The sequence below is a fragment of the Butyrivibrio sp. NC2007 genome (assembly GCF_000421405.1).
Lineage (GTDB): Bacteria > Bacillota > Clostridia > Lachnospirales > Lachnospiraceae > Butyrivibrio.
Genome location: NZ_ATWY01000015.1, coordinates 76740 through 90274, shown reverse-complemented (window position 1 = coordinate 90274; position 13535 = coordinate 76740). Strand labels below are relative to the sequence as shown.

Sequence of the window (13535 nt, the reverse complement as noted above, 5' to 3'; positions counted from 1 at the left end):
TAAGGGAGTTTTAAATGGGAATTTTTAGTATTTTCGGAAACAAGAAAAACGGGGAGACTGCTGAGCAGGAAGCTGAGCAGGCACAGAGCCAAAAGAAGGCAAATGCCAAAGAGGAAGCCATCAAGGCCCACGAGGGTCTGGAGTGGCCTGTTATCGGTCGCATCAATCCTATCAACACCAAGGAGTCTGAGGGTGAAAAGGCAGAGGAGACCGTTCCTTCTGAGAAAAAAGATGAGATCGGCGCCATGATCTACGAGGAAGAGATAGACCCCGAGTATGTTAAGGGATTATCTGGGCAGGAGCTGTTATTTCTTTTGACTGCACTTGAAGTATTTAATAAGAAGGCTGCTCTGCCGGGATTTGAGAAGAATCACAGGCTCATCTATAACGAAGTGCTCAGGAGAGTAAGAGATGCTGAGTATCTCTTCGTTCTCTACGATCAGAGCACCGGCTATCCTTTCATTGAACAGGGATTTGCAAATGTTTATTTTGAGCAGGAGCTTGCGGAAAAGGCAGCTGAGATCTTTAACAAACAGTTCAGAAAGGTTGCAGCAAGAAAGTGCCAGATAGAGGATCCCAATTACAAGGGCGGCGGTAAATTCGGTTTCTTTGATTATCTCTACTATATCGGAATTGAGAATCTGCTGGTGGATAACGGCGGTTACAGAGCAAGATTTAAGAGAAATGAGATCGTGGCTGCGCCCGGCGAGTGGAGCGGAGCAGAGAGAAGGCCTGAGCCTGTAAACTCAGCCCTCAACTTTGCCATGATCGATTTTCTTGAGGAAGTAAGATGGCCTGTTAAGTATGAAAAGAGAGACGACATCTTAAAGGCCAAGGAGATGAGGATGCTCTCTCTTATCAGAGGCGCACAGCTCCTTGTTCCCACACAGCATGAGGGACCTACGGAAGTTGATGAGAATGGAAGGATCAAGATCGGCAAGGACACCAAGCTCAAGTTCATGGTAGTCAAGACCAAGGATGATAAGCAGTTCCTTCCTGTATATACAGATCCTTTTGAGTTTGCAAAACAGGGTGTTACCAAGGACTGGAACGCCGGCGTGTTCAGATACCAGGATGTTATCCGCTTTATCCAGGACAGAGAGGGTCTTGTTATCAATCCTCTTGGCCAGAGCGTAGTTCTTACCAAGGACAGGATCATGGCGCTTGAGGTAGCAGGTAAACAGGCTGAAATGATGAGAGCCAAAAATCAGGCAGGACAGGTGGCAGCTGCATCAACAACTGATGCTGTATCAGCTGCAGTAAGCCAGGCGATGGCCGAAATGCGCAAGGAAGACAATCAATAATATGCTTGTTTGTGTGCGTATATTAGATTAAAATTGTAGTATAGTTCCGTCATCTGTTGATTTGAAATTTACATTTCAAGAAGGAGCGGCATAAATGCTAGATCGTTTAATCGGAACAAGCCTTGTTGAACAGGGAATGATCACCAAGAGCCAGCTTATGCAGGTTTACAAAAAACAGGAATCTGACAGAGCCAAGCTCGGTGTTATCGCGGTGTCTGAGAGGATGATGACCATAGCTCAGGCTGAGCAGGTCAACATGCTTCAGGCAACCATGGATAAGCGCTTTGGTGATATCGCTGTTGAGAAGGGATATCTTACGGAAACTCAGGTTCAGAGGCTTTTAGGACTCCAGGGCAATACATATCTGACCTTCCTTCAGTCTGTAGTGGATATGGGCATCCTGACAATGGAACAGCTTGAGAAGGTCGAGGCTGACTATCAGAGAGCCAACGGCTTTACTGAGACTGATATGGCAGTTCTAAAGAGCGGAGAGGTTGATAAAGCAGTTTCCATATTCCTCGACAATGATGATCCTGTCTATAACGGAATGTTCGCAATGGGCCTGAAAAACATGTACAGACTGGTGGACAACCATTTATATGTAGGTAAAGCCTATACTGCCAGAGTCATAAACGATGAGGTTATGGGCTACCAGAAGTTCCATGGGGACCAGCAGGCAGCAGTTGCAATTTCCGGTAAGTACGAAGATGTCAGGAAGATGGCTATCGCGTACACCAAGGAAGAATTTATCGAGACCAAGGAAGATGCCCTTGATGCAGTGTGCGAGCTTATTAACTGTATCAATGGTCTTTATGCGTCGGAACAGAGCAGGAACGACTCCAAGATAGAGCTTGAACCACCTAATTTCTCTGTGAACTTTGCACAGGCCACCAGCGATGAGATGATCGTGATGCCTGTCTATATTGCGGGAGGAGAAATCAAATACATTATTGCAGTGTCTAAAGATATTTTGGTTGGATGAAATACAGGAGGCACGTAGATGAAGAACGTACTTATAGTAGATGATTCAAGAACTTCCAGAAGGATACTTAAAGACATTTTGGAGAGAGCCGGATATAATATTGTAGGTGAAGCTATAAACGGCAAGGAAGGTGTCGAATTTTATGCCAAGCTCCTGCCCGATATCGTAACTATGGATATCACAATGCCGGAGATGGACGGCATCGAGGCGCTTCGGCAGATCAAGAAGGATTTTCCCGATTCCAAGGTTGTCATGATAACAGCCGCAGGTCAGAAGGACAAGATGATGGAAGCTGTTAAGCTTGGCGCAACAGAGTTCGTTTCTAAGCCTTTTGTTGAGGAAACCGTAATAGAAGCTTTGGCGCACTGCGAGATGTAAGGCGTAAACATGAGAATATAAGCCGAGGGCTATGCTCTCGGCTAATTTTATAGTATGAAAGAAGGCAATATGAGCAGAAAGGTTTTGATAACCGGAGCATCCAGAGGAATCGGAAGGGAGATCGCAATCTCTTTTGCCAAAAACAAAGATAACCTGGTGCTGTGCTGTAAGAATAATATAGAAGATTTAAAGGCTCTCGCTGTGGAGCTGACGGATACATATGGAATCATGTGCAAGGCTGTGGCCTGCGACGTGTCTGATTATAATGCGGTAAAAGAGCTCTATGACGAGGCGGGGGATGTTGACGTTATTGTTAACAACGCAGGAGTGGCGCATATAGGTCTTTTGACAGATATGGACATAGAGGACTGGAAAAAGGTTACAGGTACAAATCTGGACAGTCTCTTTTACACGACAAAGCTCTTTGCGCCGGGAATGGTGCGAGCCGGAAGCGGAAGGATAATAAATATCTCGTCGGTCTGGGGTGAGGCAGGAGCATCCTGTGAAGTCGCCTATTCAGCAAGTAAGGGCGGAGTAAATGCATTTACCAAGGCTCTGGCAAAAGAGCTTGCGCCCAGCGGAGTGTCGGTGAACGCAGTAGCCTGCGGAGTGATCGATACGGATATGAACAGAAACCACCTTACTGAGGAAGACCTTGATGCGTTATGCGAAGAAATTCCTGAGGGAAGAATGGGAGAAGCAAAAGAAGTTGCACAGCTTGTTCTCATGGTAAGCCAGGCTCCAAGCTACATGACGGGGCAGATAATTACAATTGACGGTGGATGGTTATAAAAAATACTTTACAAAACAAAATTATGTGATACAATTCAATTGCTCACAATCGAAATACAACTATTAACTATATAACAAGTTTCCCAAAAGGAGGTAATACACTATGTATGATCTTATAATTATCGGTTCAGGCCCTGCAGGTCTTTCAGCAGCAGTATATGCCAAGAGAGCAGGACTTAACATGCTTATCATTGAGAAGAACCCTGTCAGCGGCGGACAGATAATCGACACCTACGAGGTTGACAATTATCTTGGAATTCCCGGAGTAAACGGCTTTGATCTTGCCATGAAGTTCAGAGAGCATGCGGATAAGCTCGGCGCTGAGTTTGCAGATGCTTCTGTAACAGCTATTGAAACCGTAGATAAGGGATCAGATACAAAGGCACCTGTCTATAAGGTTGTAACAGACAACGGAGAGTTTGAGACACACACAATCATTCTTGCAACCGGAGCACACCACTCCAAGCTTGGAATTCCCGGCGAAGAGGAGTTCATCGGAAAGGGCGTTTCGTACTGTGCAACCTGTGACGGTGCATTTTATAAGGATAAGATCACTGCAGTTAACGGCGGCGGTGATGTTGCTGTTGAGGATGCTATCTTCCTCTCAAGATTCTGCAAGAAGGTTTACCTTATTCATAGAAGAAATGAGCTCAGAGCAACCAAGATCCTTCAGGATGAGCTCTTCGCACTTCCTAACGTTGAGGTTATCTGGGACAGCGTTGTAAAAGAGATCAAGGGTCAGGATACAGTAACAGGACTTAATATAGAGAATGTTAAGGATCATTCACAGTCAGATATTACAATTGATGGAATATTTGTCGCAATAGGAATACATCCATCCACAGACCTTTTCTTAAACGTTGTAGAGTGCGACGAACAGGGATATGTAATTGCAGGTGAAGATGGTGCAACTTCCGCACCCGGCATATTTGTTGCAGGTGATTCAAGGAAGAAGCGCTTAAGACAAATCGTCACTGCTGTTGCAGACGGCGCAAATGCTGTAACTTCCGTTCAGGACTTCATGGTAGGTAAGGAAAAGTGATAGTTTCCTTGACAAATCAGAAGATGTGGCGTATATTTTTAAAAGATGTAACAAATTCGTAACAATTTTGGAGGTTAGTTTTGAGAAAGCCATTTGTGCAGCTTACTGCTTTATCTATGGTAGCTGCAATGACATTTACAAACTTAAACATCACAGCATACGCTTCATCTAATAAAGTAACAAGTGTACTGCCACAGGCAGGTATTACATATGCTCTTGGAAGCAATCAGGTATCACTTTCAAATCTTCAGGAAACAGTAGAGACAGAGAAGGCAGAGGCAGAGGCTGCATCAAGTACCAGCAAGTCAGCTGCCACAACAGAAGCAATCAATTCCAGTGATACTGTAACCAATGTAACACCTCTTGCATCAACATTATCAGACAGGATTCTTTCAGATATTCAGAGCGCTACCGGCGCAGTTGTTAAGAGTGCAGGAACAGAAGAAGAGACCACAGATGAGAATTCCGAGGATGAGCTCTTCAAGACTCTCGTTATCGCCAAGGTTCACGATTATGTCAATGTTCGTGATCTTCCTTCAGAAGAGGACGGCGAGATCATCGGTAAGCTCTATGACAAGTCAGTTGGTACCTTCATCGAGGAGGACAACGGCTGGTACAAGATCAAGTCAGGATCAGTTGAAGGTTACGTTAAGGCAGAGTACTGTGTAACCGGTGATGATGCTGTAGATTTTGCCAAGGAAGTCGGAACCAGAATCGCTACTGTAACAACCACAACACTTAAGGTTAGAGGCGGAGCAAGCCTTGATGCCGAGGTGCTTGGCCTTGTTCCTATCGAGGATCAGCTCGTAGTTGAGGAAGAGCTCGACGGATGGGTTAAGGTTAGTATCGAGGAAGGTGACGGTTACGTATCAATGGATTACGTAACACTTTCCACAGAGTTCGTTAAGGCCGAGTCCAAGGCAGAAGAGGAAGCTCGTCTTGCCAAGGAAAGAGCAGCAAGAGAAGCAGCTACCAAGGCAGCTAAGGCGAACACAAAGAGTTCAAGCGAGTCAAGCGGATCTAAGAGTTATAATTCCGCAGGATCATATACAACAGCTACAAGTTCCATCGGTTCTGCAGTTGCTCAGTTTGCACAGCAGTTCGTAGGTAATCCTTATGTATACGGTGGAACATCACTTACAAATGGTGCTGACTGCTCAGGATTTGTAATGAGCGTATACCAGAACTTCGGTGTAAGTCTTCCTCATTCTTCCGGTGCCGACAGAAGCGTTGGTGCAGCGGTTGATGGACTTGCAAATGCACAGCCCGGTGATATCGTATGTTACTCAGGTCACGTTGCTATCTACATTGGTAACGGCCAGATCGTACATGCTTCTACAGCCAAGACAGGTATTAAGATCTCTAATGCAGATTACAGAACAATACTTGCTGTAAGAAGAATCTTCTAAATATTTAGTGCAAAAGAGCGAAATGCAGACTCGGAATGCGAGCATTCCTCGTTGAATGTCGTTCGCCATATACAAATCAAAGAATAAGACTAAGTCTCAATGAATTGGACTTAGTCTTATTTTTTGATTTCTGCATTTCTCTCTTTTGCACATAAATATAAATGTCAACATAGAAAGATAACTTTTTCTTTATAAAATTTTTAAAAGTTATCCACAATCCCGGGATAAAAAAGCGCGTTTTTTCGACTTATACACGAAGTTATCCACATTGTCCACAGAAATCGTTATCTAAAAGCTAATTTTGCACAATAGAAAGCAGTAGATATTTTTTGTGCATTTTGTACAAATGCGACTTCTTTAATTTGCTTATGTATGTGTATCAATGTTATAATGTTTTTAACACAAATATGTCCCGATTGGGCGAAGTAAAGGGGATGATTGCATGAAATTTACTATCGTTGGAAAGAACATTGATGTAACACCCGGATTAAAGGCAGCAGTTGAGGAAAAGATTGGAAAACTTGAGAAGTATTTCACTCCCGATACTAATGCGAATGTCACACTTAATGTGGACAAAGAGAGACATAAGATCGAAGTAACAATCCCTGTTAAGGGCAAGATCATCCGTGCTGAGCAGGTCAGCAATGACATGTATGTATCCATCGATCTTGTAGAGGAGGTAATCGAAAGACAACTTAAAAAGTATAAGAGCAAACTGGTTGACAAGCAGCAGGCTGAGGCCAGCAACTTCAAGAAAGAGTATATCGAGTCAGACTACATGGATGACGAGGATATCCGCATTGAGCGTATGAAGAAGTTCGATCCCAAGCCTATGTATGCTGAGGATGCCTGTGTACAGATGGAGCTTCTCGGACACAATTTCTTTGTATTTGTAAATGCCGAGACAGATCAGGTTAACGTAGTGTATAAGAGAAAAGGAAATACCTACGGACTTATAGAGCCTGAAGCTTGATATATTGCACATAGGATTCCGTTAATTAAATATCAATTCATAGATTTTTAATAAAATAGCTCCCACCCGGGAGCTATTTTTGTTGCATTTGACTAAGTGCTATGTTACAATGAATCTGTTCTGATAAAAATTTGTCAATCGATTTTAACGCAGGTTTTTGCAGAAGAAACTTAATAAAAACTGGGATCAGAGAGTCCCCAAAATGGAGGTAATACGTTATGGCACAGAAAGTAGTTATAGCTGGTGCAGTCAGAACTGCCATCGGCAAAATGGGTGGAGCCCTCAGCAATACTCCAGCAGCAGAACTTGGTTCAATCGTAATCAAGGAGGCACTTAATCGCGCAGGTGTTAAGCCTGAGATGGTTGATGAAGTACTTATGGGATGCGTTATCCAGGCAGGCCTTGGACAGAACGTAGCAAGACAGGCATCAATCAAGGCTGGTCTTCCTATTGAGACTCCTGCAGTAACACTTAACGTAGTATGCGGCTCTGGTCTTAACTGTGTAAATATGGCAGCTGACCTGATCAAGGCAGGCGAGGCTGATATCGTAGTAGCAGGTGGTATGGAGAACATGTCAATGGCTCCTTACGCACTTCCAAATGCACGTTTCGGATATCGTATGAACAATGGAACACTTGTTGATACCATGGTAAACGATGCTCTTACAGATGCTTTCAATCACTATCACATGATGATCACAGCAGAGAATATCTGCGACAGATGGAACCTTACAAGAGAAGAGCTCGATGAGTTCTCAGCTAATTCTCAGCAGAAGTGCGAGAAGGCTCAGGCTACAGGCGCATTCGACGATGAGATCGTTCCTGTTCCCGTTAAGGTTAAGAAGGAAATGGTTGAGTTCAAGGTAGACGAGGGACCTCGTGCCGGAACAACTGTTGAGACTCTTGCAAAGCTTAAATGCTGCTCAGGCAAGGAAGGCGGACTTGTAACAGCAGGTAACGCATCAGGTATCAACGATGGTGCTGCTGCAGTTGTTGTTATGAGCGAAGAGAAGGCTAAGGAACTTGGAATCAAGCCTATGGCTACATGGGTAGGCGGAGCTCTTGCAGGTGTTGAGCCTGAGATCATGGGTATCGGACCTGTTGCAGCTACAAGAAAGGCTCTTAAGAAGACAGAGCTTACACTTGATGACATCGATCTTATCGAGGCTAACGAGGCATTCGCAGCTCAGTCAGTTGCAGTTGCCAAGGACCTTGGATTTGATATGAGCAAGGTTAACGTAAACGGTGGAGCTATTGCTCTGGGACACCCTGTTGGAGCATCAGGCTGCCGTATCCTTGTAACACTTCTCTATGCAATGGCTAAGAGACCTGAGGCTAAGAAGGGTCTTGCTACACTTTGCATCGGTGGCGGAATGGGATGCGCTACAATCGTTGAGAAGTACGAAGGCTAATCATAAATAATTGTGAGCATGGTCTGCGGGGCCAAAAAACCCTGCAGACTATTATCACGTTTAAAAGGAGGCAAATAGAATGGGTTTTGTAAATTGCGAAGTAAAAGACAAAATTGCTGTAATTACAATCAACAGACCTGAGGCACTCAACGCCCTGAACTCACAGGTTCTTGATGACCTCGAGGCAGCTTTTGACGGTCTTGATCTCGAGGTAGTAAGAGCTGTTGTTCTTACAGGTGCCGGCGAGAAGTCATTTGTTGCAGGTGCTGATATCGGAGAGATGAGCACTCTTTCAAAGGCAGAGGGAGAAGCTTTTGGTAAGAAGGGTAACGACATCTTCCGCAAGATCGAGCAGTTCCCTGTTCCTGTAATTGCTGCTATCAACGGTTTTGCACTTGGCGGTGGATGTGAGATCTCAATGAGCTGCGATATCCGTATCTGCTCAGAGAATGCTATGTTTGGTCAGCCTGAGGTTGGTCTTGGAATTACACCGGGATTTGGTGGAACACAGAGACTTGCTCGTCTTATCGGCGCAGGAATGGCTAAGCAGCTTATCTACACAGCTAAGAACATCAAGGCTGACGAGGCTTACAGAATCGGTCTTGTAAACGCTGTATATCCTCAGGAAGAGCTCCTTGCAGAGGCTGAGAAGATGGCAAGCAAGATCGCTGCTAACGCTCCTATCGCTGTAAGAGCATGCAAGAAAGCAATCAACGATGGTCTTCAGGTTAACATCGACGATGCTCTTGTAATCGAGGAGAAGCTCTTTGGTTCATGCTTCGAGTCATACGATCAGAGAGAGGGAATGGCTAACTTCCTTCGTAAGAAAGACGACCCGGCTAAGGTTAAGGTTGTAGATTTCCAGAATAAATAACTTCAATCAAAATAGAAAAATCAAATTAGGAGGAATTAGAAATGAAAGTTGCAGTAATTGGCGCAGGAACAATGGGCTCAGGTATTGCTCAGACATTTGCTCAGGCTCAGAGCGTAGAGAAGGTTTATCTTTGCGACATCAAGACTGAGTTTGCTGAGGGCGGATTTGCTAAGATCAAGAAGGGTCTTGATAAGCAGGTTGCTAAGGGAAAGAAGACTCAGGAAGAGGCAGATGCTATCACAGCTAAGATCCAGACAGGTCTTAACGACATCTGTGCAGATGCTGATCTCGTAGTTGAGGCAGCTCTTGAGGTTATGGATATTAAGAAGAATCTTTTCAAGGAGCTTCAGGACAACATCGTAAAGAACCCTGATTGCATCTTTGCTTCAAACACATCTTCACTTTCAATCACAGAGATTGGATCAGGCCTTGCAAAGCCTATCATCGGAATGCACTTCTTCAATCCTGCTCCTGTTATGAAGCTGGTTGAGGTTATCCAGGGTGCTAACACTCCTGATGACATGGTTGATAAGATCAAGAAGATTTCAGAGGATCTTGGAAAGACTCCTGTACAGGTTAACGAAGCAGCAGGCTTTGTTGTAAACAGAATCCTTGTTCCTATGATCAACGAGGGTATCTTTGTTTATTCAGAAGGCGTTTCAGATATCGCAGGTATCGACACAGCTATGAAGCTTGGATGCAACCATCCTATGGGACCCCTTGAGCTGGGCGATTACATCGGTCTTGATATCGTTCTTGCTATTATGGATGTTCTCTACTCAGAGACAGGTGATTCCAAGTATCGTGCTTGCCCTCTTCTTCGTAAGATGGTTCGTGGTAAGAAGCTCGGCGTTAAGACAGGAATCGGCTTCTACAACTATGCAGATGGAAACAAGGTTCCAACAGATAAGTAATAACTCATAAATAATAAATTTGGAGGTTTAAATCATGGATTTTCAGCTTGATCAGCAACATGAAATGGCGAGAGCTCTTTTTAAAGAGTTTGCAGAAAAAGAAGTAAAGCCAAACGCAATAGAGGTTGATGAGACAGAAGTTTTCCCTATGGAGACCGTTAAGAAGATGCAGAAATACGGATTCATGGGTATCCCGATTCCTAAGCAGTACGGCGGACAGGGATGTGATCCTCTCACATACATCATGTGCGTAGAGGAGCTTGCAAAGGTTTGTGGAACTACAGCAGTTATCGTATCTGCTCACACATCACTTTGCTGCGATCCTATCATGACATACGGAACAGAGGAGCAGAAGCAGAAATACCTCGTTCCTCTTGCAAAGGGCGAGAAGCTCGGCGCATTCGGTCTTACAGAGCCTATGGCAGGAACAGACGCTCAGGGCGTTCAGACTAAGGCTGTTCTTACAGAAGACGGAAAAGAGTGGGTTCTTAACGGATCTAAGTGCTTCATCACAAACGGTGAGGTTGCAGATATCTACATCATCATCGCTTACACAGATATCGTTGAGGATAAGAGAGGCAGAAAGCAGAAGAAGTTCTCAGCATTCATCGTTGAGAAGGGAACACCCGGATTCACCTTTGGTACAAAGGAGAACAAGATGGGTATCCGCGGATCTTCTACTTACGAGCTTATTTTCCAGGATTGCCACATTCCTGCAGAGAACCTTCTTGGTGCTCGCGGAAAGGGCTTCCCTATCGCAATGCACACACTTGATGGCGGACGTATCGGTATCGCTGCTCAGGCTCTTGGTATTGCAGAGGGCGCACTCGACAGAACAGTTGAGTATGTAAAGGAAAGAAAGCAGTTTGGTCGTGCTATTGGCCAGTTCCAGAACACACAGTTCCAGCTTGCTAACATGGCTACACAGTGTGAAGCAGCAAGACTCCTTGTTTATCAGGCTGCTGATGCAAAGAAGAATAAGGATGTTTACTCAGTAGAAGCTGCTAAGGCTAAGCTTTTCGCAGCAGAGGTAGCAATGGATGTAACCACAAAGGCTGTACAACTTCACGGTGGATACGGCTACATCAGAGAGTACGAAGTAGAGAGAATGATGCGTGATGCTAAGATCACAGAGATCTACGAGGGTACATCTGAGGTTCAGAGAATGGTTATTTCAGGAGCTCTTTTAAAGTAAGCCAGATGATAACGAAAAGGAGATTATAAAATGAAAGTTGTAGTTTGCATTAAGCAGGTCCCTGATACAAAGGGCGGCGTTAAGTTCAAACCCGATGGAACATTGGATAGAGGTGCAATGCTTGCAATCATGAATCCTGATGACAAAGCAGGACTTGAGGCAGCACTTAGATTAAAAGATCAGTATGGCGCAGAGGTTACAGTTCTTACAATGGGACTTCCAAAGGCTGACGCTGTACTTAGAGAAGCTCTTGCTATGGGCGCAGATAAGGCAGTTCTTGTAACTGACAGAGTACTCGGCGGCGCTGATACATGGGCAACATCTTCAACTATCGCAGGCGCACTCAGAAACCTTGAGTATGATCTCATCATCACAGGCCGTCAGGCTATCGATGGAGATACAGCTCAGGTTGGACCTCAGATTTCTGAGCATCTTGGAATTCCTGTAATTTCTTATGCTGAGGAGATCAAGGTTGACGAGGCTGCTAAGACTGTTGAAGTTAAGAGACAGTTCGAAGACAGATACCACATCGTTAAGGCTAACATGCCTTGTCTTGTAACAGCTCTTTCAGAGCTCAACGAGCCAAGATACATGACACCGGGTGGAATATTCGATGCATTTGATCAGGAAGTTACCGTATGGGGCAGAGCTGATCTTAAGGATGTAGACGATTCTAACCTTGGACTTAAGGGTTCACCTACACAGATTGCAAAGGCTTCCGATAAGGTTAAGAAGGGTCAGGGCGAGAAGGTTGCTCCTGATTCAGCTGAGGAAGCAGTTGACTACATCGTAGGCAAGCTTAAGGAGAAACACGTAATCTTATAATTTTTGATTGAAAAGGAGAAGAGTCATGTCTTTAGAAGAATATAAAGGTGTATTTATCTTTGCTCAGCAGGTAGACGGCGAGCTTTCAGGCATCGCACTTGAGCTTCTGGGCAAAGCAAAGAGTCTTGCAGAAGACCTTGATGAGAAAAAAGTTACAGCAGTACTTCTTGGAAGCGATGTTAAGGGACTTACTGACAAGCTTGCAGAGTACGGTGCTGACAGAGTTATCGTAGTAGACAATCCTGAACTTAAGGATTACAGAACAGAGCCTTACACACACGCTCTTGCATCTGTTATCAAGGAGTTCAAGCCTGAGATCCTCCTTGTTGGTGCTACAGCCATCGGTCGTGACCTTGGCCCAAGAGTATCTTCAAGAGTACACACAGGACTTACAGCTGACTGTACACAGCTTGATATCGGAGACTTCCCTCTTGAGCCAGTAGAAGGCAGAGAGCAGAAGCACAAACAGCTCCTTATGACACGTCCTGCATTCGGTGGAAACACAATCGCTACCATCGCTTGCCCTGATTTCAGACCTCAGATGGCTACTGTACGTCCGGGCGTTATGCAGAAGATCGATCCTATCAAGGGTGCTAAGGCAGAGATCGTTGATTACAATCCCGGATTTGAGAAGAACGACTGCTACACAGAGATCGTTAAGATCGTTAAAGAGACATCAGCAGTTGCTGATATCCAGGCAGCTAAGATCCTTGTATCAGGCGGCCGTGGTGTTGGATCACCTGAGAACTTCAAGATTCTTGAAGAGCTCGCAGAGGTTGTTCACGGAACAGTTTCCTGCTCTCGTGCAGTTGTAGATTCAGGCTGGAAGCCCAAGGATCTTCAGGTTGGACAGACAGGTAAGACAGTTCGTCCTCAGCTTTACTTCGCAATCGGTATCTCCGGAGCCATCCAGCACGTAGCAGGTATGGAAGAGTCAGATATCATCATTGCTATCAACAAAGATGAGAACGCACCTATCTTTGACGTTGCTGACTACGGTATCGTAGGCGACCTCAACAAGGTAGTTCCTGCTCTTACAAAGAGACTTAAGGAAGAGCTTGCAGCAAAGGGCTGATAGTTGACATGAGATTTAAGGAGAGGCATCGGAGTAATCCGATGTCTCTTTTTTGCATAGGTGATAATTCTACGCTGTTTACAAGTTCTAGTGATTCTGTTATTATTTTTATTGTTCTTATGGGAATCAACCTGGTTCCTGTCAAAAGAGATATCGGTTCTGATATCGCTATTTCACTGAAATGAAGTGTGTAAATAGGTTCTTGCCAAGTGTTTAAAGATCATTGGGAGGAAAAGTCACACATTTGGTAAATGATGCGGAATATATGCGAAGAAAATTGGTGTATTTCGCTTGTATTTAATACAACTTTAATAACACGTGCAAAAAGACATATAAACTATCGCTTGAAAGTAAGCAGAC

General features: G+C 44.5%; 14 protein-coding genes. All 14 read left to right on the top strand.

Annotated elements, in window-relative coordinates:
* Positions 1-14: 14 nt before the first annotated feature.
* Entirely contained in the window at positions 15-1304 is a 1290-nt protein-coding gene (locus tag G632_RS0112740; protein ID WP_022769674.1) for an SseB family protein, read from the top strand.
* Positions 1305-1398: 94 nt separating this feature from the next.
* Positions 1399-2286, top strand: a complete 888-nt coding sequence (locus G632_RS21345) for a chemotaxis protein CheX (protein ID WP_022769673.1) — start codon at positions 1399-1401, stop codon at positions 2284-2286.
* A gap of 18 nt (positions 2287-2304) precedes the next feature.
* Positions 2305-2664 (top strand): response regulator, encoded by a 360-nt coding sequence (locus G632_RS0112730; protein ID WP_022769672.1) that lies wholly within the window; start codon positions 2305-2307, stop codon positions 2662-2664.
* A gap of 69 nt (positions 2665-2733) precedes the next feature.
* Entirely contained in the window at positions 2734-3456 is a 723-nt protein-coding gene (gene ymfI / locus G632_RS0112725; protein WP_022769671.1) for an elongation factor P 5-aminopentanone reductase, read from the top strand.
* 103 nt (positions 3457-3559) lie between these two features.
* Positions 3560-4498, top strand: a complete 939-nt coding sequence (gene trxB / locus G632_RS0112720) for a thioredoxin-disulfide reductase (protein WP_022769663.1) — start codon at positions 3560-3562, stop codon at positions 4496-4498.
* A gap of 80 nt (positions 4499-4578) precedes the next feature.
* Entirely contained in the window at positions 4579-5907 is a 1329-nt protein-coding gene (locus G632_RS0112715) for a C40 family peptidase (RefSeq protein ID WP_022769662.1), read from the top strand.
* Positions 5908-6349: 442 nt separating this feature from the next.
* Positions 6350-6880, top strand: coding sequence for a ribosome hibernation-promoting factor, HPF/YfiA family (hpf, locus tag G632_RS0112710; RefSeq protein ID WP_022769661.1), 531 nt, complete (start codon positions 6350-6352; stop codon positions 6878-6880).
* 218 nt (positions 6881-7098) lie between these two features.
* Positions 7099-8292 (top strand): acetyl-CoA C-acetyltransferase, encoded by a 1194-nt coding sequence (locus tag G632_RS0112705; RefSeq protein WP_022769658.1) that lies wholly within the window; start codon positions 7099-7101, stop codon positions 8290-8292.
* A 79-nt stretch (positions 8293-8371) separates the two neighbouring features.
* Positions 8372-9166 (top strand): enoyl-CoA hydratase-related protein, encoded by a 795-nt coding sequence (locus G632_RS0112700; RefSeq protein ID WP_022769657.1) that lies wholly within the window; start codon positions 8372-8374, stop codon positions 9164-9166.
* Between the two features lie 41 nt (positions 9167-9207).
* Entirely contained in the window at positions 9208-10080 is an 873-nt protein-coding gene (locus tag G632_RS0112695; RefSeq protein WP_022769656.1) for a 3-hydroxyacyl-CoA dehydrogenase NAD-binding domain-containing protein, read from the top strand.
* A 34-nt stretch (positions 10081-10114) separates the two neighbouring features.
* The gene (locus G632_RS0112690) at positions 10115-11275 is read left to right on the top strand and encodes an acyl-CoA dehydrogenase (RefSeq protein ID WP_022769654.1); all 1161 of its coding nucleotides are present in this window, start codon (positions 10115-10117) and stop codon (positions 11273-11275) included.
* A 30-nt stretch (positions 11276-11305) separates the two neighbouring features.
* A complete protein-coding gene (locus G632_RS0112685) occupies positions 11306-12100 on the top strand; it encodes an electron transfer flavoprotein subunit beta/FixA family protein (RefSeq protein ID WP_022769653.1) in 795 nt (264 codons plus the stop codon).
* 25 nt (positions 12101-12125) lie between these two features.
* Positions 12126-13175, top strand: a complete 1050-nt coding sequence (locus G632_RS0112680; protein ID WP_022769652.1) for an electron transfer flavoprotein subunit alpha/FixB family protein — start codon at positions 12126-12128, stop codon at positions 13173-13175.
* Positions 13176-13216: 41 nt separating this feature from the next.
* On the top strand, positions 13217-13360 hold the full coding sequence (locus G632_RS22010) for a hypothetical protein (RefSeq protein WP_022769650.1): 144 nt from the start codon (positions 13217-13219) through the stop codon (positions 13358-13360).
* Positions 13361-13535: the final 175 nt, after the last annotated feature.

Excerpts from the sequence above, each read along its gene's own strand:
- G632_RS0112685 (WP_022769653.1), top strand. The coding sequence starts at position 11,306 with ATGAAAGTTGTAGTTTGCATTAAGCAGGTCCCTGATACAAAGGGCGGC.
- G632_RS0112740 (WP_022769674.1), top strand. The coding sequence starts at position 15 with ATGGGAATTTTTAGTATTTTCGGAAACAAGAAAAACGGGGAGACTGCT.
- ymfI (WP_022769671.1), top strand. The coding sequence starts at position 2,734 with ATGAGCAGAAAGGTTTTGATAACCGGAGCATCCAGAGGAATCGGAAGG.
- G632_RS0112705 (WP_022769658.1), top strand. The coding sequence starts at position 7,099 with ATGGCACAGAAAGTAGTTATAGCTGGTGCAGTCAGAACTGCCATCGGC.
- G632_RS21345 (WP_022769673.1), top strand. The coding sequence starts at position 1,399 with ATGCTAGATCGTTTAATCGGAACAAGCCTTGTTGAACAGGGAATGATC.
- G632_RS0112700 (WP_022769657.1), top strand. The coding sequence starts at position 8,372 with ATGGGTTTTGTAAATTGCGAAGTAAAAGACAAAATTGCTGTAATTACA.
- hpf (WP_022769661.1), top strand. The coding sequence starts at position 6,350 with ATGAAATTTACTATCGTTGGAAAGAACATTGATGTAACACCCGGATTA.
- G632_RS0112690 (WP_022769654.1), top strand. The coding sequence starts at position 10,115 with ATGGATTTTCAGCTTGATCAGCAACATGAAATGGCGAGAGCTCTTTTT.
- G632_RS0112695 (WP_022769656.1), top strand. The coding sequence starts at position 9,208 with ATGAAAGTTGCAGTAATTGGCGCAGGAACAATGGGCTCAGGTATTGCT.
- G632_RS0112680 (WP_022769652.1), top strand. The coding sequence starts at position 12,126 with ATGTCTTTAGAAGAATATAAAGGTGTATTTATCTTTGCTCAGCAGGTA.
- trxB (WP_022769663.1), top strand. The coding sequence starts at position 3,560 with ATGTATGATCTTATAATTATCGGTTCAGGCCCTGCAGGTCTTTCAGCA.
- G632_RS0112730 (WP_022769672.1), top strand. The coding sequence starts at position 2,305 with ATGAAGAACGTACTTATAGTAGATGATTCAAGAACTTCCAGAAGGATA.
- G632_RS22010 (WP_022769650.1), top strand. The coding sequence starts at position 13,217 with ATGTCTCTTTTTTGCATAGGTGATAATTCTACGCTGTTTACAAGTTCT.